This is a genomic window from Flavobacterium branchiarum (genome assembly GCF_030409845.1).
GTDB lineage: Bacteria > Bacteroidota > Bacteroidia > Flavobacteriales > Flavobacteriaceae > Flavobacterium > Flavobacterium branchiarum.
The window spans coordinates 2163053-2187341 of sequence record NZ_JAUFQQ010000003.1 but is presented as its reverse complement, the minus strand read 5'-3'; the positions used below and the strand labels follow the sequence as shown (position 1 = coordinate 2187341).

Sequence of the window (24289 nt, the reverse complement as noted above, 5' to 3'; positions counted from 1 at the left end):
TATGCTAGAATGGCTGAAAAATATAAACAAAGAATATCCTGATTTTTGGAAAGAATACCTTTCTAAATTTGAGAATAAATCGGAACGTTTTGTTGTGTTATCTACAGAAACATCTGGGTTGAATCCAACAAAAGATGTTATATTGTCTATTGGTTCATTTGCTGTAATAAATAATAGTATTGTCATTCAAGATAGTTTTGAAGCTGTCTTGTTGCAATACAAATTTTTCCATGATAACGGACTTACGAATGAATTTATTATTGAAAGCAAAATGGAGAAATTACCAGAACCAGAAGCAATTAAATCTTTAATTGAATATATTGGTAATGGTGTTTTGGTCGGTCATCATATTAATTTTGATGTCGAAATGATTAACGCTGCTCTGGAGAAATTGGATTGTGGAAGACTTAAAAATGAAGCGCTAGATGTAGATGTTATGTATCGTAAATTGCATGATATCAATGATAGACAGTTTTCTCTGGATGAATTATGTGCTATCTATAAAATACCAAATAGCGAGAGAAACTCCTCTTCAGAGGATGCTTACAGAATTGCATTGCTTTTCTTGAAACTCAAATCAAGGTTAGGCATAAAATAGTTACTGCTTGATTCTTACTGCTTCAATAAAACGACCGTGATGACTTATCGAAATTGGTATTGCATTTTTTGTTAAAGTATCTATTATATATGGAAGCCTTTGATTTTTAAATATTTTTGTGTTGTAATCTAATTTGATAATTTTAGTCAAGTTTTCTTTTTGAGATACAGCAACGGTATGTATACAATCTTTAGTAATTATTGTTTTGGTGTGATATAAGTTGTTGTTTATAGATACTGTACCCAAATTAGCACTTTCGTAAAAGCAGATTAATTTCGTTGGGAAATAACCGTTTATATTCGTATCACGATTGTATATTTTATAGGCAGCTTCTTTACGGCTCCATAAATTCCAAACCATTATTTCGGGTACATCAGAATTGAGAATAAGAAATTGCTCTTGAGGAGTAAAAATTTTATCCAAAAAACGGTTGCGTTTCCAATTGCTTTCTCTTTTTGCAGTTTCGAGATCTATAATATCATTTCCGATCATTTTTCATTTAGTTTGGATTGAATGATGCTTAGAGCGGTTTTTGCGTTAACCAATTTTTCCATCGATTCGTTATCAATTATAATGTCAAAAAACTCTTCGACATCTAAGACAATATCTACTAAGTTGGCAGAATTAATATTTAAATCAGTTATAAAATTTGTGTCTTCTGTAAAATTTTCAAAAGCAGTATCATTTTTCACATAAGGTTTAACAATTGACTTTAATTCGGTTAATAGTTGTTGTTGGTTATTCATATCTGATAGTTAGTTTTAGGTTAATATTTGTTATATTTTTTTAAAATCACGCAACCATTAACGTCACCAAAACCGAAACTAGCTTTGGCGATACTATTTAAATCAGTGTTGATTAATTGAGTTGGAATTTTGGATTTATCAATAATTGATGTGATTTCGGAATTTATATCTTCACAATTTACATTTGGAAAAATAAATCCTTGATGTAACTGTAAAACCGAAGCAACTAGCTCGATACTTCCTGCTGCAGATAAGCAATGACCTATAGTTGATTTTAAAGCGTTTATATATGGAAAATCTTTTCCTTTACGATTTAATGCAATGCTCCAATTTTCAATTTCCAAAGCATCTTTTGATGTTGCTGTTAGATGTCCGTTAATTAAATCAATTTCTGAAGTAGAAATACCTGCGTTTTCTACAGCATTACGAATGCATTTTTGTACAGCAGTTGCATTTGGGGCTGTCATACTTCCGCTTCCGCGTTGTCCACCTGAATTGATATTTCCACCTAAAACTTCGGCATATATTCGAGCTCCTCTGTTTAGGGCAGTTTCTAGATCTTCGAGTATCAAAGCTCCAGCACCGCTACCTGGAACAAAACCTGATGCACTCATGCTCATTGGTCTTGAGCCTCTTTCTGGAGAGTCATTATGTTTGAAAGTGCAAACTTTCATGGCGTCAAATCCTCCCCAAATATAGGGACCAGAATCACTGGTGCTTCCTGCTAAAATACGTTTGGCTTGTCCTAATTTTATTCGTTCATAAGCCATTAAAACACTTTCTGTACCAGTTGTACAAGCTGATGAGTTTGTGGTGACTTGATTTCCAAGTCCGAGTTTACCACCCAAATAAGCACTTACACCGCTAATCATTGTTTGTGCTACGACAGTACTTCCTAAACGCCTAGTTTGTAGATCGTCAATTTTATAAATACTTTCTCTAAATTTCTCTATACCTGATGTTCCAGCTCCAAATATAGTACCGCTGTCCCAATCTGGGTTTTCACTTTCTAGAATTGGTAATCCTGCATCTTTCCAAGCATCTAAACCTGCAATTACACCATATAAAATTCCTGTGGCATTAAAATTCCGTAATTCAAGCTCAGTAAAATAGTTTGCAATTAATTCAGTAGATAATTCTGGTTTTCCTGAAATTTGACAAGAAAATTGTAAGCGTTCTAATTCAGTATCGTGTTTAATGCCTGATATTCCATTTTTTAATGCAAATGTAAACGAGTCAAGTCCTACTCCATTTGGAGCAACAATTCCCAGTCCTGTAATGACAACTCTTTTTTGCATTTTTACTTGTCTTTTAATTGTAAACTAAACTATCATTCCGGCAATCGTTCCAGAGCAAACTTCAATTCCGAGTTGATTTTTCATGCTTACTTTGCATTTTAATTTTCCAAATCGGAAATATATTTTTTCTGAAATAACAACTACTTTTTCGTTTGGATAAACAGGTTTTAAAAAATCTATTTCAATTGATGTTAAAGCAATTGAAGTAGGTTTCTCTAACTCTTTGTTTAATATAAAAATTCCTAAACACACCAATCCTATTTGTGCCATTACTTCGGTTAATATTACACCTGGAGTGACTGGGGTTGATAGAAAATGGCCTTTATAAAAATCTAAACTTTCATCAAAATAATAGGTTCCTTCTACTCTATTTTCGGATATGGATATAATTTCATCGACAAACAAAAAAGGTTTGCTATAGGGTAATTTGTCTATAATATCTTGATTTGTCATTTTTGGAATTTAATTTAAAATTGCAATAAAACGCGCTGAGCCGAAAAGCCAGGTCCAAAACTCAGCATTAAGCCTTTATCTCCTTTTTTAGGTTTTTTGTCCATAATTTGCTCTAAAACATATAAAACAGTTGCGCTAGACATATTTCCGTATAGACGCAGTATTTCTTTTGTGTCGTCGATGTTCTTACCTAAATCTGAAAAAAGTTCTTCAACGGTTTGAATGATTTTTTTTCCTCCTGGATGAAATATCAAATGATCTATATTTTCTATTTTTAAATTGTTCTTTGCTAAAAAGGGGTGAATGATATTGGGAAAATGTGATGCAATTGTTTCTGGTACTTCAATATCGAGTACCATTTGTAACCCCGTGTTTACAAGCTTAAATCCCATCATATGAATATTGTCGTAAAAATGATACATTTCTTGGTCTAGAACTTCTGGTCCATTATCGGCTGCATGTGAAGAAAGCAATACACAAGCAGCTCCATCTCCAAAAATTGCTGCTGATACAATATTTGCCATCGAAAAATCATCTAATTGGAAAGTTGCTGTTGGACTTTCGACTGCTATTACTGCAGCTCGTTTTCCAGGATTGGCTTTTAAAAAGTTTTTCGCATAAATTATTCCTGAAATTCCAGCGGCACAGCCCATCTCGGTTACGGGAAGACGTACGATATCTTGTCGTAGTTTTAGTTTGTTTATAAGATACGCATCCAAAGATGGAATCATAATACCTGTGCAACTTACCGTAATAATATAGTCAAGGCTTTCAGGTTTCCAGTTTGATTTATCTAAGGCTTTCTTTAAAACCTTTTCTCCTAAATCGATAACTTCTCGTACGTAAATATCATTTCGATCTTCAAAAGATGTATTTGTGAAAACTTCGGTAGGATCCATTATTGAATAGCGTTTGTCAACTGCTGCTCCTTCAAATATTTTCTTTACTTTTCTGATAAAGCGTTCGTCTTGCCCCGAGAGCCATGAATCTAAAAAAAGAATAATTTCTTTGGTGGTTCTCGAATATTTGGGTAATTGTTTGGCAATGGCGGTTATTTTTACACTCATATTTTTGAAATTATCCATTGATATCGAAAAGCCCATTTCCAACGAATGGTGTATTTTGTTAGGCTCAATTGTTTTGAGAATTGAAGTAATTCACTTTTTTTAAATCCTCTTAAAATAGATGTTAATCCATCTTTCTTTGACATTCCGTCTAATTGAGTTACAAAACACATTGTTTGAAATAAGCGGTAGGAAATAATACTTCTATGTAAATCATTAATTACCATTCCTAGCCTTGCATTGGTGTTTAGAATGTTTATCAGGTTCATAATTTCGTTGTTCTTAAAATGGTGTAAAGTTAAGGTGCACAATGCAATATCGTATTCTATTTTACTAAATGATTCATTAAAAACGTCTTCACAACGGTAAAATATATTGGGATAATGTATGGATAATTTTCGAGCATAATTTACTGTAAAAGTGTTTGCATCGATTCCAATAAGTTTAAAATCCCAATCATGTTTAAATGCATAATCGGCTAAATTCCTAAGCATGTCACCATTTCCGGATCCTATGTCTAAAATTGTGATTGTTTTATCTTTGCTAATACCATTTAATAATTTTTCAACTCCTTCTAATGTTAATTGGTTTCCTCCAAGGAGTTGATTTATTTTGGCTATTTTATCTAAAGCATCTTGTAAAGCATCTCCTTTTAAATTGAAATCATCCATTATCTCTGGATTATCAGTTCTATATTTGGTTTTTATAGCCATTATTAATTTAGAATTAAAGATTTGCCATGTGTTCTTTTGATGACCTGAGAGAGTAAAAATGGAAACTGAATTAAAAACCACATTACGATTGTTGTGCTTTTTTTATTTTGTAATAATAAGGCGAGAAATCGCCCTGTTTTAAGTCTTTTTTTGAAATTATAGTTCCATAATTTGGTGTATTTATCTTCAAGTTCTGTTCTGGAAATATTTTTTTGAGTATGATATTCTATAATTAATTCAGAAGCAATTTTGGCACTAAGAATTGCCATTGCCATTCCGTTTCCACATAAAGGCTGGATTAGACCAGCACTGTCCCCAACCATTAAGATATGATTCTCTATTGCTGTTTTTTTTTCAAAGGAAATTTGACTTATAGTTAGTGGTTTTTCAAACAAAGATTTGCTATTGGTGAATAACTCTTTTAAATGTGGGTTTTTATAAATTATATTAACTTGAAATTCATCTATGTTTTTGTATTTCTTAAATGAATCAAAATTGACTAAGTAGCAAATGTTAATTATGTCATTTTCAACTTTTGAAACGCCACAATAGCCCCCTTCAAAATTATATAAGCCAACAAGGTTATTTGGGAATTCACCTTTGTAATGTGATTTAACGGCGAGCCAAGGCGCTTTTTTGAGAATGAATTTTCGATGCAGTTTTTGATCAAAGTTCGAGCGTTTACCGAATGCTCCTACAGCGAAACGAGTAACGAATGTTTTTAATTCAGAGGTTGTGATTGTAAATAAATCATCTTCAAAATTAATATCTTCAACAGTATCATGGATTATCTCACATCCATTTTCGATTGCTTTTTTATATAAATGATAATCTAATGTGTAACGGCTGAGTCCGAATCCTCCAAGAGGTAAATCACAGTGAATTAATTTTCCGTTCGGAGCAGCCAATTCTAATTGTGTAATTGTTACAGGATTTAAATCCTGAATTTTTAAGTGAAGCCAATCCAGATAAGGTTTGATTTCGTTAGAAACATATTCTCCACAAACTTTATGTTTTGGGAATTCTTTTTTTTCAATCAAAATTACTTTTAGCTTCATTTTAGATAAATGAATGCCACAAGTTAGCCCTGCTAGTCCCCCACCAATAATTACTACATCAGGATTTTTTTTCATATGTAGATATTATTCGTTTTTAACAGTAATGGTGTCTTTAATTGGATTTTTAAATCTAATTGTTTAAGACTATTGCTAATTTAAGTAATTTATAAATATAAAAATCATTTTTTGAAGGAAATAGTATTTGGGATTGATTAATTTAAATTAGTTTAATAATTGAAGATATTTTATTTGAATTTGTATTATCTAAGTATGTGATAGTGAATTAATTCGTAATTGATTTTCTTTAAATAGTGATTGTAATTCAGGAGAAACAAAAAGTTGTAAATCTTCTTCTTTATAATCTCTGTGTTGAAACTCTATTGTTTGCTTTGGGGTGAAACCTAAAACAACTTCTTCAAATGATAAATCTGCAAATGCACAGATGACATCATTCATTTTGATTTCGTTTGGAGAGAAAATCTCAACAATATGCAAAGCTTGTTCTTCTAGTTGTATTACGGCTACACAATTTAATTCTTCAATAAAAAAGATGTTGTTTTTAAAACCCATTTCTGGATAAGAATGGCAGTAAAAAAAACTCAGCCCTTTACTTTTAGTTTGGAATTTACTATTTGCAATGGAATTCTCTACCAGTATTTCAAACAAATTAAGATCTTTTTCATTTTCTAAATCTAATTTTCGTTTCGTATGTTTTTGAATAAATTCAGTATTCTTTTTGGTTTGAAAATGTTCGAATTCAGACGCTGGAACAAGATTGAATTTTGGGTAATAATCTAATACAGTGTCGTTAGCAAATAAAAAAACACCTTCAATTTTGTCTTTGAAATCAGTTGTTATGCGTTCCATCAAAAATCGATTCAATCCTTTGTTTTGATAATTTGGGTCTGTCATTACTGTACCTAATTGCATCAGAGTTTTTTGTTCTTTTTCGAACAAGCTTACGGTTATATGTGATACTATTTTATCTCCATCGAATAATGAATATAAGATACATTTATCATCCCAAAATCCAGATTGATAGAAGTTTTCGAAATCAAATCCCCAGAAATCTTGTGTCATTCGATTGAACTCCAAACGAAGTTTTTCGTTCTGCTGATATTGTTTGTATACAGTATAATTTTTATCTTTTATTTTTATGTTTTCAGTAGTCATTATTGTTGAAAATTTTTATTTCGTAGTAAGTACGGCTTAGTTTTAAAATATGTATTTAGAATTCAGTCTCTAAATTATATAGAAAAAACTTGCTAAACAATATCAAGTAGATTTATAAATTAAAAACTATTATAAAGCAACAAAGCTGCCTCAAAAAAGATTGAGACAGCTTTAGTGTTTATTTTTCGAAAAAGATATTAGATTTTTTCTTTCATAATCTCTTCTACAATTTCAGGATTCAATAGTGTTGAAATATCACCAAAGTTTGAATAATCTCCTTCTGCTATTTTACGTAGAATTCTACGCATAATTTTTCCAGAACGTGTTTTTGGTAAACCAGATACAAACTGAATCTTATCTAACTTAGCAATTGGTCCAATGTGATCTGAAATATATTGGTTGATTTCTTTAGTTAAGTTCGCTCTGTCTCTATATTCTCCAGTTTCTTTTAAGATTACGAAACCATATAATGCATTTCCTTTAATATCGTGAGGGAATCCAACAATTGCTGATTCTGCTACAGCTGGGTGCTCGTTGATAGCATCTTCAATTGGAGCTGTTCCTAGGTTATGACCTGAAACAATTACAACATCATCTACTCTACCTGTAATTCTGTAGTAACCTACTTCGTCTCTTAATGCCCCATCTCCAGTAAAATATTTACCTGGAAATGCAGAGAAATAAGTGTCTTTATAACGTTGGTGATCTCCCCAGATAGTTCTGGCAATTCCTGGCCATGGGAATTTAATACATAAACTTCCAACAACTTGGTTTCCTTCTATTTCGTTTCTTTTTTCATCCATTAAAACAGGCTGAATACCCGGAAGTGGCAATGTTGCGTATGTCGGTTTTGTAGGTGTAACAAATGCAATTGGCGAAATCATAATTCCTCCAGTTTCTGTTTGCCACCAAGTATCTACAACAGGACATCTTTTGTCTCCTACGTGATCATTGTACCAGTGCCAAGCTTCCTCATTGATAGGTTCTCCTACTGATCCAATTACTTTAAGTGATTTTAAAGGGTATTTTTGAATGTAATCAAGGTTTTCTTTAGCTAGCGAACGAATTGCTGTAGGTGCTGTGTAAAATTGAGTTACTTTATGTTTTTCGATGATTTCCCAAAAACGGCTAAAATCTGGATATGATGGAACTCCTTCAAAAATAACTGTAGTTCCTCCGTTTAATAGTGGACCGTATAATATATATGAGTGACCTGTTATCCAACCAATATCGGCAGTACACCAGAAAATATCATTTTCTTCATGGCTAAATACGTTTTTAAATGTATATGCTGTGTAAACCATATAACCAGCAGTGGTATGAACCATTCCTTTAGGTTTTCCTGTAGAACCAGATGTATACAAGATAAATAACGGATCTTCAGCATCCATTATTTCGGCAACATTATAATCTAAGGCTGTATCTAAAAGTGGTTGTAACCATTGGTCACGTCCTTCTTTCATATTTACATCAGTTTGTGTTCTTTTTGCTACTAATACGTTAGTTACACATGGACAAGTTTCTAATGCTTCATCAACGATTGCTTTTAAGTCAATAGTTTTATTACCTCTGAATCCTCCATCAGAAGTGATAACCATTTTACATTCACTATCGTTTATTCTAGCAGTTACAGCCGATGCCGAAAATCCTGCAAATACAACTGAATGTATTGCTCCTATTCTTGCACAAGCCAAAACCGAAATTGCTAATTCAGGGATCATTGGTAAGTAAATACAAACTCTATCCCCTTTTTTTATTCCTTGTTCGCGTAAAACATTTGCCATCTTAGAAACTCTTTCATATAACTCATTATAAGTAATGTGTAATGAACTTTCTGATGGATCGTTTGGTTCGAATATTATTGCTGTTTTTTCTCCTCTTTTACTTAAATGTCTGTCGATACAGTTTTTGGTAATGTTTACTTTTGCTTCAGAAAACCATTTAACCTCTGCATCTGCCATATTAAAATCGACAACTTTTTCCCATTGTTGGTACCATGTGAAATTTTCTTCTGCTATTTTTCCCCAAAATTTTCTTGGTTCACGAACAGATTTATTGTAGTGTTTAAAATATTGTTCTAAATTTTCAATTTTGTAATAACTCATTGTTTCTCAATTTTTTTTATAAAAGTATTAAATCTCTTTGTATTCTTAAAACTATTTAATTTATTAATTACGACAAAAAACTGCACTATTCGTTTAAAATGTGGTAATTAATTTGCAATTGCTTAAAATTTAGCGATTACTAGATAAATTTACTTTAACATGAAAAAAGGCATGATATTATTTATCATGCCTTTAGTATTAACAAGATTAACAACAATTAATTTTAGTGCCTAAAAACATTGACTTAGCTAAATTATTAATCAATGATTTTATTATATCTATTGTGTAAAGAGGGTTATGGCTTTATCTTCTTTGTCTTAGGGTGTTTTTTCCCTTTTTTTGAAAATAGCAGCAACATTATTAATATAATTAGGAGATAAAAGACTGATTTGCGAAGTCTTTTATTAGGTATTACTCCACTTAACTATCTCCTCGTTTGTAGTTAAGTGAAAGTAATATGCATCTATATCCATATTATCTTAATAAGTGCTTACTAATTCAAAATATTATGTAAAAAATAGAGATACAGCGCAAATTCCAACTTAGGTTGAAATCCCAATTTAATTAACCAATTTTTTTCATTGCAGTCATTGATTCTCTCAACCATGCTCCTACTTCTTCGATAGGGTGTTGACGAATAGTTTTGTTTACTGCAATAAGTATCGCATTGTCTACTCCATTTGAAGTTGAAAATGGTTTTCCGATTACATTTGTATCTACCGTTTTCATGAATTCTGTCAATAACGGTTTGCAAGCGTGATCAAATAAATAACAACCATATTCAGCAGTATCTGATATAATTCTATTCATTTCGTATAGTTTTTTTCTTGCAACTGTATTTGCGATCAAAGGTAATTCGTGTAATGATTCGTAATAAGCAGATTCTTCGATGATACCAGCTTCTGTCATTGTTTCGAAAGCTAATTCTACACCAGCTTTAACCATTGCAATCATTAATACTCCATTATCGAAGTATTCTTGCTCAGAAATAGGAGCTTCTGTTGGAGCTGTTTTTTCGAAGTTTGTTTCTCCTGTTGCAGCTCTCCAAGTCAATAAATTAACATCGTCATTTGCCCAGTCAATCATCATGTTTCTAGAGAATTCCCCTGACATAATATCATCTTGGTGTTTTTGAAACAACGGACGCATGATGTCTTTTAATTCGTCAGCAATTTCGTAAGCTTCGATTTTTGCAGGATTTGAAAGGCGATCCATCATATTGGTGATTCCACCATGTTTTAATGCTTCGGTGATTGTTTCCCAACCATACTGAATTAATTTTGAAGCATATCCAGGCTCGATTCCTTTTTCGACCATTTTGTCAAAACATAGGATAGATCCTGTTTGTAGCATACCGCAAAGAATAGTTTGTTCTCCCATTAAATCCGATTTTACTTCGGCAACAAATGAAGATTTTAAAACTCCAGCTTTATGTCCTCCAGTTGCTACAGCATACGCTTTGGCTTGATCAAGACCTAAATTATTTGGATCATTTTCTGGGTGAACAGCGATTAATGTTGGTACACCAAATCCTCTTTTGTATTCTTCACGAACTTCTGAACCTGGGCATTTAGGTGCACACATGATTACAGTAATGTCTTTACGAATTTGCATTCCTTCTTCAACGATATTAAAACCGTGAGAATAGGCTAATGTCGAGCCATTTTTCATTAATGGCATAATTGCTGTAACTACAGCTGTATGTTGTTTATCTGGTGTAAGATTACATACTAAATCAGCTGTTGGAACTAATTCGTCATAAGTACCTACTTTGAAACCGTTTTCTGTAGCATTTTTATAAGAAGCTCTTTTTTCTGCAATTGCATCTGCACGTAGCGCATAAGAAATATCAAGTCCTGAGTCTCTCATGTTTAAACCTTGGTTCAATCCTTGAGCACCACAACCTACTATAACTACTTTTTTTCCTTTTAAAGCAGTAATTCCATCAGCGAACTCTGATTGTTCCATAAATTCGCAAACGCCTAATTGTTCTAATTGTAATCGTAGTGGTAATGTGTTGAAATAATTTGCCATTTTTTAGTCTTAGTTTTTTATTTGTGTTTTAATTCTTCTAGTAATGTGGATACTTCCATTTTTTCTTTAGAAACCGAAATTCTACCTGAACGTACAAATTGCATAATTCCGTAGGGCTTCAATTTGTCATGTACTTCTTCTATTTCTGAACGTCTTCCTGATTTTGAAATCACAAAGAAATCTCGCGAAACTGTTACAATCGTAGATTGGCTTTCTTTGATGATATTCTGAATCTGTTTTTCATCAAACAATAAATTTGAATGTATCTTGAATAAAGCGTTTTCTAAATATATGGTTTCTTCGTCTGTATGATAAAAAGCCTTTATTACTTCGATTTGTTTTTCGATTTGACCTACAATATTCTGAACCCATTTTTCTGTTGTTTCTACAACTATAATAAATCTTGATACATTGTCAATTTCTGATTCTGAAACATTTAGACTTAATATGTTAATGTGTCGCTTTAAGAATATACCAGATATTCTATTTAATAAACCCACATTGTTTTCTGAGTATACCGAAATGGTAAATGTTCTATTTTCCATGTTATTTTTAGTTTTTTTTGTTTCGGGTTTCAATTTTAACTACTTGAAACCCGAAACCTGAAACTTTTTCTTTAGCTTAATCTGATGTCAGAAACTGAAGCTCCTGTTGGGATCATTGGGAATACATTATTTTCTTTTTCTACCATAACTTCTAAGAAATAGGCATCTTTGGAAGCTAGCATTTCTGCGACTGCTGCATCTAAATCTTCTCGTTTTGTTACTTTCTTTGCTTTGATATAATACCCTTCTGCAATTGCCACAAAATTTGGATTTATCATTTCAGTTGAGGCGTATCTGTTATCAAAAAACAATTCTTGCCATTGACGTACCATTCCTAGGAATTCATTATTTAGAACTACAATTTTTACTGGAACTCTAGTTTGAAAAATTGTTCCTAATTCCTGAATAGTCATTTGAAATCCTCCATCGCCAATAATGGCTACAACTTCGCGATCTGGTTTTCCCATTTTTGCTCCAATTGCAGCAGGTAAAGCAAATCCCATTGTTCCTAAACCTCCAGAAGTAACATTACTTTTGGTTGAATTGAATTTGGCGTAGCGACAAGCGAACATTTGGTGTTGACCAACATCTGAAACAATAATAGCATCTCCCTTGGAGTGCTTATTAATCATTTCCATTGCTTCACCCATTGATATTCCAGGTTTCGATGGATTTAGTTCTTCTTTTATAACTGAATCAAATTCTATTTTTTGTTTTTCTTTGAATTCATTATGCCAAGACTCGTGCTTGTTGTTTTCGATTAATGGAAGTAATGCATTTAAAGCCTCTTTTACATCTCCTAAAACTGCAACTTCTGTTTTTACATTTTTGTCAATCTCCGCGGGATCAATTTCAAAATGTATCACTTTTGCTTGTTTGGCATACGTTGCCAAATTTCCTGTAACACGATCATCAAAACGCATTCCGAGAGCTATTAATACATCACATTCGTTGGTAAGTAAGTTTGGTCCATAGTTTCCGTGCATTCCTAACATTCCAACGTTTAACGGATGGTCTGTTGGTAAAGCCGATAGTCCTAATATTGTCCAACCTGCTGGAATTCCAGATTTTTCAATCAAGGCTTTTAGTTGTTCTTCGGCTTGGCTAAGAATGATTCCTTGTCCAAAAACAATAAATGGTTTTTTTGCTTTATTAATTAATGCAGCGGCTTCGACAACTTTATCTAATTTTAATTTAGGAACTGGAGTATAACTTCTTATTCCAGTACATTTTTCATAGCTAAATTCGAATTCATCAAATTGAGCATTTTTAGTAATATCAATTAACACAGGACCTGGGCGACCTGATTTTGCGATATAAAATGCTTTTGCTATAATTTCAGGTATTTCTGAAGCTTCGGTAACTTGGTAATTCCATTTTGTAACTGGAGTCGAAATTCCGATGATATCTGTTTCCTGAAAAGCATCTGATCCTAATAGGTGTTTCCCTACCTGACCTGTAATACAAACCATTGGTGTTGAGTCAATTTGTGCATCGGCAATTCCAGTTACTAGATTTGTAGCTCCTGGCCCTGATGTAGCAATTGCGATTCCTACTTTTCCAGTTGCTCTTGCATATCCTTGTGCTGCGTGTGTTGCACCTTGTTCATGACGTACAAGAACGTGGTGTAATTGGTCTTTAAATTTATATAATTCGTCGTAAACAGGCATGATTGCTCCTCCTGGGTATCCATAAACCAAGTCTACTCCTTCTGCCAATAAACATCTTATTACGGCTTCCGCCCCTGATATTTTCATAGTATATTTTTTTTCAAAAATCAATGTCAATGTCAAAAGTCAATTTTAAAAATTTCATTCTTAGTTGATTTAATTGCTTTTAAATATTGAGATTGTATTTTGATATTGTTATTTTAATATTTATTTATCGGTAACGCAACCTGTAGATGCGCTTGAAACCGATCTTGCATATTTAAGCAAAACTCCTTTTGACGCTTTTAGCGCTGGTTGAACCCAGTTGGCTTTTCTTTCATCAAATTCTGCGTCAGATATTTTTAGGTTGATTGTATTCTTAATAGCATCAATGGTAATTAAATCTCCATCTTTTACTAAAGCAATACCTCCACCATCATAAGCTTCTGGTGTCATGTGTCCTACCACGAATCCATGTGAACCTCCAGAGAATCTACCATCTGTAATAAGCGCAACGCTACTTCCTAATCCAGCTCCAATAATAGCCGATGTTGGTTTTAACATTTCAGGCATCCCTGGACCACCTTTTGGTCCACAATACCTGATGACGACTACATCTCCTGGTTTTACTTTTCCAGCTTGAATTCCTGGAATAACATCAAATTCACTTTCAAAAACTACAGCAGTTCCTTCAAAAAATTCTCCTTCTTTTCCGCTTATTTTAGCAACTGCTCCTTCTGAAGCAAGGTTTCCGTATAAAATTTGAATATTTCCAGTTGGTTTTAGTGCTTTTTGGATTTCAAAAATTACTTCTTGTCCATCATTTAAATCTGGAACTGAAGCTAAATTCTCAGCAACTGTTTTTCCTGTTACCGTTAAACAATCTCCATGTATGAATCCTTCTTTTAATAAATATTTCATTACAGCGGGTACACCTCCAACATCATGTAGGTCTTCCATCATGTATTTTCCACTTGGCTTTAAATCTGCTAGTACTGGAGTTTTGTCACTGATTCTTTGAAAATCGGCTAGAGTAATTTCTACATCAACTGAATGTGCCATTGCAATTAAGTGCATTACTGCATTTGTAGAACCTCCTAAAACGGCTACAAGTGTAATAGCATTTTCGAAAGCCTTATGAGTCATGATGTCTCTAGGCTTGATATCTTTTTCTAATAATACTCTGATTGCTTTTCCGGCTTCAATGCATTCTTGTCTTTTTTCACTACTTAAAGCAGGATATGATGAACTAAATGGCAAACTCATACCTAATGCTTCAATAGCCGATGACATGGTGTTTGCTGTGTACATTCCTCCACATGCACCAGCTCCTGGACAAGCATTTTGAATTACTCCTTTAAAATCTTCATCAGAAATAGTGTTTTGGAATTTTTTTCCTAAAGCTTCAAATGCTGAAACGATATTTAGAGATTCTCCTTTCCATTTTCCTGAATGAATTGATCCGCCATAAACCATAAGTGCAGGGCGATTTACTCTTCCCATTGCGATTAAAGCTCCTGGCATATTTTTGTCACAACCTGGAATAGCAATTAAACTATCATACCATTGTGCTCCCATAACAGTTTCAATAGAATCGGCAATTACATCACGAGAAACTAATGAAAAACGCATTCCGTCTGTACCATTTGAAATACCATCACTTACACCAACAGTATTAAATATTAATCCGACTAAATCAGCATTTGCAACTCCTTTTTTGACATCTTTAGCTAAATCATTCAGGTGCATGTTGCAAGTGTTTCCTTCGTACCCCATGCTTACAATTCCAACTTGTGCCTTTTTTAAATCTTCTTCAGTTAGACCAATCCCGTATAACATTGCTTGAGCTGCTGGTTGTGTTTGGTCTTGAGTAATGACTTTGCTGTATTTATTTAATTCCATTATGTGTTTTTTGTATTTTCGTATTTTAATTTTTATTCAAAAAAAAACCTTCCAGTATTTGGAAGGTTTATAATATTATTTTTCAATTATATTTATACCATTCCCCTATGTATATGTGATTACCACATTGACATTAATGACAGAAATAATAATAATTGAAATTCTCATGTTTATTTTTTAGATGTGTCAAATGTATGAAAAGTAATACTACTAAAAAAATAAAATCTCAACATTTCAATTATTTCTTGTGATTAATATCATGATTTTAACAAAATGTATTAAACAATCGTAGATTGTCCGATATGTACATTGTCATTATTGAAATATAGCAAGTCGTCTTTGCTTAAAATAAAATTTGAAATAAACTCGCCTACTTCGTTTGTACCAAATTGGGAATCTGATTTTAAATCTGTCGTTACTACTTGATATTCTATAGCTTTTTCTACCGCTTCGTATACTTTGTTTGCTTCATTATAAAGTCCAAAATGCTCTAATAGCATTGCCGCTGATAATACTGATGCTATTGGATTAGCAATATTTTTTCCTTTTGCTTGTGGATAAGATCCGTGAATTGGCTCAAAAAGAGCATTTTTTCCTCCTAATGATGCCGATGCCAATAATCCGATTGAACCTGTAATTACACTTGCCTCATCTGATAGGATGTCTCCAAATAAGTTTTCTGTCAAAATAACATCAAATTGTCTTGGGTTTAGGATAATTTGCATTGCCGCATTATCCACAAATAGAAAATCTAAAACTACATCTGGATAATCCTCGCTTACTGTTTTTACAACTTTTCTCCACAATCTAGAAGTTTCTAAGACATTGGCTTTATCAACCATTGTTACTTTTTTGCGACGATTTTGTGCTGCTTTAAAAGCTAAATGTGCAATTCTTGTAATTTCATCTTCTGAATATTCACATAAATCAGATGCTAGAGTTCCAGCTTCGTTTAGTTTTTTCTCACCAAAATAAGATCCTCCTGTTAATTCTCTGAAAATAGTAAAATCAGCCCCTTCAATGATTTCTCTTTTTAGAGGTGATGCATCTAATAATGCCTTGTATGGCTTTATTGGACGAATATTTGCAAATAACCCAAGTTCTTTACGCAGTTTTAATAATCCTTGCTCTGGACGAACTTTTGCATTTGGATTGTTATCATATTTTGGATCTCCGATTGCGCCAAATAAAACGGCATCAGTATTCAGGCAAAGATTTAAAGTTTGCTCTGGTAATGGATTTCCTGTTTTTTCGATTGCAATCGCTCCCATGAGTGCATCTTCAAAAACAAATTCATGATTGTACACCTCGCCTATAGCATATAATGCTTTCTTGGCTTGTAATATTACCTCTGGCCCGATTCCGTCACCCGATAAAACTGCTATTTTCAAATTCATAATGCCTCGTTCTTTATGTATTTAAATCCTATTTTTTTTAAAATTAGCTTCTAACTAATTCAGTTTCTATTTTACAAGCTTCAATGATTTGATGAATGTCTTCATCGATTACTTCTTTTTTTATATCTGCGAATCTTAAAAATTCAAGATATATAATGTCTAATTGTACTTTGGTAAGTTCATAACCTACTTTTTTAGCTCGGTATGCCAATGCTGCTCTACCGCTTCTTGCTGTAAGTATGATCGATGATTCATTTACTCCAACATCTAACGGATCCATGATTTCATAAGTAGCTCTGTTTTTAATAATACCATCTTGGTGAATTCCTGAGCTATGTGCAAAAGCATTAGCACCAACTATTGCTTTGTTAGGCTGTACCATCATTCCCATGCTTTCAGAAACCAAACGACTCATTTCGTTTAACTGACGTGTATTAATGTTTGTATCTAGATTTAGATATGGATGTTGTTTAAATATCATCACCACTTCTTCTAGAGCAGTATTACCAGCTCTTTCTCCAATACCATTAATAGTACATTCTATTTGTCTTGCTCCGTTTATAGCACCTGCAATTGAGTTTGCTGTTGCCATTCCTAAATCATTATGACAGTGGCATGAAAGAATTACATTCTCAATACCTTTTACGTTTTCTCTTAAGTACTTAATTTTAGCACCGTATTCATCTGGTAAGCAATATCCAGTTGTATCAGGAATGTTAAGTACGGTTGCACCAGATTTGATTACTTCTTCGCAAACTTTTGCAAGGAATGCATTATCCGTTCTTCCAGCATCTTCTGCATAAAATTCTACATCTTCTACATAAGATTTTGCATGTGATACTGCGAATTTTGCTCTTGCTATAATATCTTCTTTGGTTGTGTTTAATTTATAGAGGATGTGTGAATCAGAGGTTCCGATTCCAGTATGGATTCTTGGTTTCTTTGCATGTTTTAGTGCCGCAGCTGCAACATCAATATCATTCTTTACAGCTCTTGTTAGTCCACAGACAGTAGCGTTTTCTACAATTTTGCAAATCTCAGAGACTGATAAAAAATCTCCTGGGCTAGACACAGGAAAACCAGCCTCAATGATATCAACTCCCATTTCATCCAGTCGCTCAGCTATCACTAACTTTTGTTTTGTATCTAACTTACATCCTGGGACTTGTTCGCCATCTCTTAAGGTGGTGTCAAAAATTTGAACTTTCTCTCTATTCATTTTAATATATTTAATGTAATTTCACATCCTGATAACAAACATATATTGTATTACTTAGGTATGAAATTCATTATAATGAAAATATACTGTTCATAACGCAATTTAAACACTATCAACTATCTAAATATCAATAAATTACATTATTATATTTTACAATGGCTAACCATCAAAAAGATTTTTTATTTGTATTAATAAAATCCCTCTCCAAATCAGAAAAACGACAATTTAAGATTTTTGCTAGTCGATTAGAGACGAGCTCAAATACAAAATTTATCGAACTTTTTAATATTTTAGACAAATCTGAAGTCTATGACGAGAAGCTCATTTTGAAAAGTGGAATTATTAAAAAAGTGCAATTATCTAATCTGAAATCGTATTTATACAAACAGATTTTGGTTAGTATTCGTTTGAATATTCCTAGTCAAAACATTCGTTATCAACTGCGTGAGCAAATTGATTTCGCTGCCATCCTATACAATAAAGGTTTGTACAAACAAAGTTTGAAGATTTTGGATAAAACCAAGTTACAAGCATTAGAGAACGACGAAAAATACATGGCGTATGAAATTGTTGAGTTCGAGAAACTAATCGAGTCTCAATATATCACACGAAGTATTCAAGGACGCGCAGATGAATTAGTAATTCAGGCTAAAGAATTAAATTATCGCAATACAATTTCTAGTAAACTTTCTAATTTATCATTGCAGTTATACGGTATAATGCTGAAAACTGGGTATGTAAAGAGTGATGATGAATACAAATATATTGATGACTATTTTAATAAACATATTGCTAAATTAGACGAAAGTAAGTTTGGTTTCCGTGAAAAATATTGGTTTTATAATGCCAATTTATGGCGTAGTTTCTTGGTTCAGGATTTTTTAGCTAGCTATAAATATTCTTATAAATGGGTTACCTTATTTTATGATAATCCAAATATGATTTACCTGAATCCAGTTTTCTTTTTAAAAGGGAATAATTATTTCTTGGAGTCACTTTATATGCTAAAATATAAGTCTAATTTCAAGAAATATTTGAATTTGTTAGAAGAAACTATTAATGATCCTCGTTTTCCAGTTAATGATAATGTTGCTTCCTTATCGTTCTTGTATTTGTATAACAATAAACTAAATTATCATATTCTTGATGCTTCTTTTGCTGAAAGCGAATATTTAATTCCTGAAATTTTAGATAAAATAAAGTTGCATAACGAACATCTTGATGAGCATCATGAAATGTTGTTCTTTTATAAAATTGCTTGTATTTATTTCGGTAATGAGAAGTACAATGAATCTATCTTTTATTTGGAAAAAATTATAAATAATAAAAATCTTTCGATGCGAGAAGATTTAATGTGTTTCTCTCGAATATTATGTCTCATTGTTCATTACGAATTAGGGAAAGACTATTATTTGGAGAATCAATTAAAGAACACGTATAAGTTTTTATTAAAGATGAATGACTTACACGAAGTGCAGAAAGAGATTATTAAGTTCTTAAAGAATTTGAATAATTTTTATCCTAACGATATTAAGAAGGAATTTATAAAGATGCGAGAGCGCTTTATTGAGTTAGAAAAAAACACCTACGAAAAAAGAGCTTTTTTGTATCTAGACATTATTTCTTGGCTTGAGAGTAAAATTGAGAATCGTAAAATTGCTGATATCATGAGAGAAAAAGCAAAACTTATTAATAGATAATTTTGTTTGGTTAAGAATGAAAGTATATACAATTTTTGAATTGTGATCCACTGTGAAGTGATTTATATTAGCTGCTTGTTAACCCAATCATCCCTGTTGGGGTTTTATAAAACGAAATTTCAAATAAATATATAAACATGGCGTGAGCGATATGGATATTATTTTTTTGATGGTTAACTATATGTCTATATGGTTACTTCAATGCATCGGTAGAAAAGCAAAAAGGCTTCCAAACTGGAAGCCTTTTGTTATATTTTATCTGCAATAACAACAAGTTGATGTTCCTTGCAAGCAAACGTCACCTTTACCTGGAGTATTTGATAACACTCCTCCTCCTTCACCACAAAGGCGATCGCATAAGCCGATTGTAGGATTTACATAAGGCAGACGTGCACCTCCGAATATAGATTTTTGAGCATTACTAGATACAATTTCAAAGTTTGTTAGGTTTTTTAAATTTTTCATAATTTAGGGATTTAATTTTCCTACTCGTCAGCTTTTCGGATTACGCTTTTTTGTTTAATTACCTTATAGTTAAACGTTTATGATTATCTAAATTAAATAAATAAATCATAAGTATAATGAAATTGACAAAAAATAAAATTGTACTAGTTGTTTTTGTTCTATTGAAGTGAAATAAATAAAAGAGTTTAATCTTAATTATAACCAACAAAAAAGGCTTCCGTTAAATATCGGAAGCCTTTGGTAATGTTTGAATAATTAATTTATTTAGTGATGTTTAATTCAGCAACATAAAAATTAAGGTCTATTTTTAAATCAGTAATCTTAGAATTTACTTTAAGATTAGTCCATTCTGTTTTTGGTTTTAACCAAGTTTCAACTCCATTCAAGGTAACTTTGATTGGCATATCAAAACCCGCTACTGCATTTGCCCAACGGTATGTTAATTTATTATCAACAGAGAAATACTCTAATGTTGGAACCATTGTTGTTCTTAAATATTGATTAAAAACAGGTGTTAAGTTCATTCCAGCCTCTTTGTTTATGTAACCTTCTACTTGTTCTGTTGTAACTGTTTGATGATAAAAGGTACTGTTTAAGCCTCTTAAAATACCTCTCCATTTTTCATCGTTATTTATAATTTGGCGTATCGTGTGTAGCATATTTGCTCCTTTATGATACATATCTCCAGAACCTTCGTTATTTACATCGTAGTTACCTATTATAGGTTTATCGTTATTGATGTTTTTTCTGCATCCTCTCACGTATTCTGCACCTGCATCTTTACCGTAATAGTATTCTACAAACAGACTTTCTGAATAGTTAGTGAAACTTTCATGAATCCACATGTCAGCAATATCTTTATAAGTGATATTGTTAGCAAACCATTCGTGTCCAGATTCATGAATAATGATAAAGTCAAATTTTAACCCCCAACCAGTTCCGCTCAAATCACGTCCTTTGTATCCGTTTTTATAGTCATTACCATATGTTACGCTACTTTGGTGTTCCATTCCTAAATAAGGTGCTTCAACTAATTTATAGCTGTCTTCGTAAAATGGATAAGGACCAAACCAATGTTCAAATGCTTTGAGCATTCTTGGGGCATCTTTGAATTGTATTTTAGCTTTCGCTAAATTTTCTCTTAAAACGTAATAATTACAATCTAAATCGCCTTTTTCTCCTTTGTATTTTTCAGAGAAATTAACGTAATCTCCAATGTTTATGTTTACGCCATAATTGTTAATTGGATTTGCAACATACCAATTAAAGGTTTTTGTACCGTCTTTTTCTTTTTTAATACTTTGCAAACGTCCATTAGAAACATCAGTTAAATGCCCAGGAACATTTACACTAATAAGCATATTTTCGACCTCGTCATACATATGATCTTTATTTGGCCACCAAACGCTTGCTCCTAATCCTTGACATGATGAAGCGATAAAATCATTTCCATTACTATCTTTTCTCCATGTAATACCTCCGTCCCAAGGTGGTCGCACAGCAACTTTAGGTTTTCCTCCAAAAAAGACTTTTACTTCTTTTACCTCACCTACTTTTTGATTTGCAATTAATTGAATGAAAAATGCATTTCCTTCTCTTTCAAATTTTAATTCTTTTCCATCTTGGATTACTTTGTAGATATCCATTGGTTGTTGCAAATCGATTTGCATTTTGTTGTAATCCTTTAAAACGGTATATCTAATGGTGTTTGATCCCGTAATTGTGCTGTCCTTTGGATTTACTTTTACATCTAAATGGTAGTATTTTAAATCCCACCAAGCTCTTTCTTTGGTAATACTGCCACGTAAGGTATCTTGTCTTGTAAAGGTAGTTTCGGACTTGTTAAGTAGTCCTTGTGCACCTGCATAATTAAAAATAAATGCAGCGAAAAAAATAGCGCTAAAACATTTTTTCATGAATTGTAGTTTTGGATTGTCGTTAATTTTCTGGTAAAATTTTTATTTCAACAAATGTAACCAATCGAATTAAATTCAAGCTAATTTGATTTTAATTTATTAATATCTAATAATTCTTGTTATTTTAGTGCAGTATAAACTATAATTCAAGTGATGAAGCTCCCCCGTTTTTTTTATGTTGTATGTTTTTGTATTTCTTTCTCGTCACAATCTCAAACTTTTCCTATTCATAGAATAATACATTCTTTATCCATTGATGGAGATTTATCCGATTGGAAGACGCCTTTCATTGGGCCATTTGTTATTCATAATTCTGGATTAAAAGCTACGCAGGAAACCTACGTTTCTCTTTCTTGGGATAATTCAAACTTATATCTAGCCTATAATAGTAAAGATTCTAAGATTATTGGCTCAGCCAAAAAGAATGATACACAATTATTTAGAACTGATGATTTAGTCGAATTGTTTCTAGATCCCGATGGAGATTCTCAAAATTATATAGAGATTGGTGTGAATGCTTTTTCGAGTAATTATGATATGATTATTCATTGTATCTCGCCTTCATGCGGTGGTTGGGATACTGATATTTCATTGGATATTTTAGGAATGAAAACCGCCAGTAAAATTACTACTGACGGTTATGATGTCGAAATTATGATTCCGTTTTCTAGTCTGATTTCTATTAAAGATTCAGGATTTGTAACTCCAGTTGTTGGTACAAAATGGAAAGGCAATCTTTTTAGAATTGATTATGGTAATAAAACCGAATATCAGGCAATTTCTCCTTATAGTGGTTCTGAATATGGATTTCATCAACCTAACCAGTTTAAAACTTTTGAGTTTGTTGAGTAATTTATTTCTGGCGGTTTTTCAAGACATCTACAACATCGTTCAATTGAAATCCTTTTGCTTGCAATAGAATAAGATAATGAAACAATAAATCGGCACTTTCACTCAAGAATAAGTCATCATTATCGTCTTTTGCTTCAATAACTACTTCTACCGCTTCTTCACCTACTTTCTGAGCAATTTTATTGATGCCCAATTTGAATAATGAAGCGACATAACTTTTCTCTGAATCGGCATTTTCCCTTCTTGATTTAATAGTGTTTTCAAGGTTTGAGATAAATCCATAATCTTGCTTGTTTTCTTCTTGCCAGCATGTATCGGCACCAGTGTGACAGGTAGGTCCTTCAGGTTGTACTAGGATTAGCAAAGTGTCATTATCGCAGTCGTTTTTGATGCTTTTTAGGTGCAAAAAATTACCGCTCTCCTCTCCTTTTGTCCACAATCGTTTTTTTGTACGGCTATAAAATGTAACTTTTTGAGTTTCTATTGTTTTTTGGTAGGCTTCTTCATTCATATAACCCAACATCAAAACGTTTTTAGTTTCGCTATCTTGAATTATTGCTGGGATTAACCCGTCGTTATTTTTTGAAAAATCTATATTCATAATATTTAGTTGAAGGTTCTAAAGTCGAAAGTCTTAAATGAAAAACTAGATTCGAATTTCTATATTGTTATTTTTTAGGGTTTGTTTTAAGGTTTTAATTTCAATTTCTTTAAAGTGAAACACGCTTGCAGCCAATGCAGCATCAGCTTTTCCTTCTTTAAATGTATCAATAAAATGCTGGATATTTCCTGCTCCACCCGATGCAATTATCGGAATATTAACCAGTTCTGAAAGTTTAGTCAAAGCTTCGTTTGCAAATCCGTTTTTTGTACCATCATTATCCATCGATGTAAACAGTATTTCACCTGCGCCACGTTGTGCAACTTCTACAGCCCAATCGAATAAATTTAATTCTGTTGGAACTTTTCCACCAACTAAATGTACAATCCACTGTCCGTTAATTTGTTTGGCATCGATTGCGACAACCACACATTGACTTCCAAATTTCTGCGCTAAATCATTAATCAACTGCGGATTTTTTACAGCAGAAGAATTAATTGATACTTTATCAGCTCCATTATTTAGTAGAATAGCAACATCTTCTACAGATGAAATTCCACCGCCAACAGTAAACGGAATATTAATTGTAGAAGCTACTTTTCGAACTAAGTCAACCAAGGTTTTTCTTCTTTCTTCGGTTGCCGAAATATCAAGGAAAACCAATTCATCGGCGCCTTCATCTGAGTATATTTTTGCCAATTCAACTGGATCTCCAGCATCACGTAAATCTACAAAATTTACGCCTTTTACAGTTCTTCCATTCTTGATATCAAGACAAGGAATGATTCTTTTTGCAAGCAT

22 protein-coding genes are annotated in these 24289 nt (G+C 32.5%); 3 read left to right on the top strand and 19 right to left on the bottom strand.

Annotation, left to right across the window (positions count from 1 at the left end):
• Nucleotide 1 precedes the first annotated feature (1 nt).
• On the top strand, nt 2-598 hold the full coding sequence (locus tag QWY99_RS10225; RefSeq protein ID WP_290264508.1) for a 3'-5' exonuclease: 597 nt from the start codon (nt 2-4) through the stop codon (nt 596-598).
• Here the strand turns inward: QWY99_RS10225 and QWY99_RS10220 are convergent, their stop codons facing one another.
• The 15 genes from QWY99_RS10220 to QWY99_RS10150 form a co-directional block, all read right to left on the bottom strand.
• Nucleotides 599-1090 carry a 4'-phosphopantetheinyl transferase family protein gene (locus QWY99_RS10220; protein ID WP_290264505.1) on the bottom strand — a complete coding sequence of 164 codons (492 nt, stop codon included), beginning with the start codon at nt 1088-1090 and terminating at the stop codon, nt 599-601.
• Complete coding sequence (locus QWY99_RS10215; RefSeq protein WP_290264502.1) at nt 1087-1344, bottom strand: acyl carrier protein; 258 nt, start codon at nt 1342-1344, stop codon at nt 1087-1089. Before QWY99_RS10215 ends, QWY99_RS10220 begins: the two co-directional genes overlap by 4 nt.
• 20 nt (nt 1345-1364) lie before the next feature.
• Entirely contained in the window at nt 1365-2642 is a 1278-nt protein-coding gene (locus tag QWY99_RS10210) for a beta-ketoacyl-[acyl-carrier-protein] synthase family protein (protein ID WP_290264498.1), read from the bottom strand.
• Between the two features lie 24 nt (nt 2643-2666).
• A complete protein-coding gene (locus QWY99_RS10205) occupies nt 2667-3095 on the bottom strand; it encodes a 3-hydroxyacyl-ACP dehydratase FabZ family protein (RefSeq protein ID WP_290264495.1) in 429 nt (142 codons plus the stop codon).
• A gap of 14 nt (nt 3096-3109) precedes the next feature.
• Entirely contained in the window at nt 3110-4162 is a 1053-nt protein-coding gene (locus tag QWY99_RS10200; RefSeq protein ID WP_290264492.1) for a type III polyketide synthase, read from the bottom strand.
• A complete protein-coding gene (locus QWY99_RS10195) occupies nt 4159-4872 on the bottom strand; it encodes a methyltransferase domain-containing protein (protein ID WP_290264490.1) in 714 nt (237 codons plus the stop codon). The genes QWY99_RS10200 and QWY99_RS10195 overlap by 4 nt, the downstream gene beginning before the upstream one ends.
• 2 nt (nt 4873-4874) lie before the next feature.
• The gene (locus QWY99_RS10190) at nt 4875-6005 is read right to left on the bottom strand and encodes an NAD(P)/FAD-dependent oxidoreductase (RefSeq protein WP_290264488.1); all 1131 of its coding nucleotides are present in this window, start codon (nt 6003-6005) and stop codon (nt 4875-4877) included.
• 189 nt (nt 6006-6194) lie between these two features.
• Nucleotides 6195-7103, bottom strand: a complete 909-nt coding sequence (locus tag QWY99_RS10185) for a GNAT family N-acetyltransferase (RefSeq protein WP_290264485.1) — start codon at nt 7101-7103, stop codon at nt 6195-6197.
• A gap of 197 nt (nt 7104-7300) precedes the next feature.
• Nucleotides 7301-9208, bottom strand: coding sequence for an acetate--CoA ligase (gene acs / locus QWY99_RS10180; RefSeq protein WP_290264484.1), 1908 nt, complete (start codon nt 9206-9208; stop codon nt 7301-7303).
• A gap of 564 nt (nt 9209-9772) precedes the next feature.
• Complete coding sequence (gene ilvC, locus QWY99_RS10175; protein ID WP_290264480.1) at nt 9773-11242, bottom strand: ketol-acid reductoisomerase; 1470 nt, start codon at nt 11240-11242, stop codon at nt 9773-9775.
• A 17-nt stretch (nt 11243-11259) separates the two neighbouring features.
• Nucleotides 11260-11787: an acetolactate synthase small subunit gene (gene ilvN / locus QWY99_RS10170; RefSeq protein WP_290264479.1), complete on the bottom strand. Its 528-nt coding sequence runs from the start codon at nt 11785-11787 to the stop codon at nt 11260-11262.
• Nucleotides 11788-11858: 71 nt separating this feature from the next.
• Nucleotides 11859-13544: a biosynthetic-type acetolactate synthase large subunit gene (gene ilvB / locus QWY99_RS10165; RefSeq protein ID WP_290264477.1), complete on the bottom strand. Its 1686-nt coding sequence runs from the start codon at nt 13542-13544 to the stop codon at nt 11859-11861.
• Nucleotides 13545-13664: 120 nt separating this feature from the next.
• Entirely contained in the window at nt 13665-15338 is a 1674-nt protein-coding gene (ilvD, locus tag QWY99_RS10160) for a dihydroxy-acid dehydratase (protein WP_290264474.1), read from the bottom strand.
• 278 nt (nt 15339-15616) lie between these two features.
• Entirely contained in the window at nt 15617-16735 is a 1119-nt protein-coding gene (leuB, locus tag QWY99_RS10155) for a 3-isopropylmalate dehydrogenase (RefSeq protein ID WP_290264472.1), read from the bottom strand.
• 43 nt (nt 16736-16778) lie between these two features.
• On the bottom strand, nt 16779-17954 hold the full coding sequence (locus QWY99_RS10150) for a 2-isopropylmalate synthase (protein ID WP_290264470.1): 1176 nt from the start codon (nt 17952-17954) through the stop codon (nt 16779-16781).
• A gap of 155 nt (nt 17955-18109) precedes the next feature.
• Here QWY99_RS10150 and QWY99_RS10145 point away from each other — a divergent pair, with 155 nt between their 5' ends.
• Nucleotides 18110-19654 carry a hypothetical protein gene (locus QWY99_RS10145; protein ID WP_290264468.1) on the top strand — a complete coding sequence of 515 codons (1545 nt, stop codon included), beginning with the start codon at nt 18110-18112 and terminating at the stop codon, nt 19652-19654.
• 255 nt (nt 19655-19909) lie between these two features.
• On the opposite strand, the gene QWY99_RS10140 is transcribed toward QWY99_RS10145, so the two are convergent.
• The gene (locus QWY99_RS10140; RefSeq protein ID WP_290264466.1) at nt 19910-20119 is read right to left on the bottom strand and encodes a hypothetical protein; all 210 of its coding nucleotides are present in this window, start codon (nt 20117-20119) and stop codon (nt 19910-19912) included.
• Nucleotides 20120-20379: 260 nt separating this feature from the next.
• Nucleotides 20380-22035: a M1 family metallopeptidase gene (locus tag QWY99_RS10135; RefSeq protein WP_290264464.1), complete on the bottom strand. Its 1656-nt coding sequence runs from the start codon at nt 22033-22035 to the stop codon at nt 20380-20382.
• 153 nt (nt 22036-22188) lie between these two features.
• Between QWY99_RS10135 and QWY99_RS10130 the strand changes: the two genes are divergently transcribed.
• Nucleotides 22189-22887 carry a carbohydrate-binding family 9-like protein gene (locus QWY99_RS10130; RefSeq protein ID WP_290264462.1) on the top strand — a complete coding sequence of 233 codons (699 nt, stop codon included), beginning with the start codon at nt 22189-22191 and terminating at the stop codon, nt 22885-22887.
• Between the two features lies 1 nt (nt 22888).
• Here QWY99_RS10130 and hisIE read toward each other — a convergent pair whose 3' ends face one another.
• A complete protein-coding gene (hisIE, locus tag QWY99_RS10125; protein WP_290264460.1) occupies nt 22889-23488 on the bottom strand; it encodes a bifunctional phosphoribosyl-AMP cyclohydrolase/phosphoribosyl-ATP diphosphatase HisIE in 600 nt (199 codons plus the stop codon).
• A gap of 45 nt (nt 23489-23533) precedes the next feature.
• Nucleotides 23534-24289, bottom strand: a complete 756-nt coding sequence (gene hisF / locus QWY99_RS10120; protein ID WP_290264458.1) for an imidazole glycerol phosphate synthase subunit HisF — start codon at nt 24287-24289, stop codon at nt 23534-23536.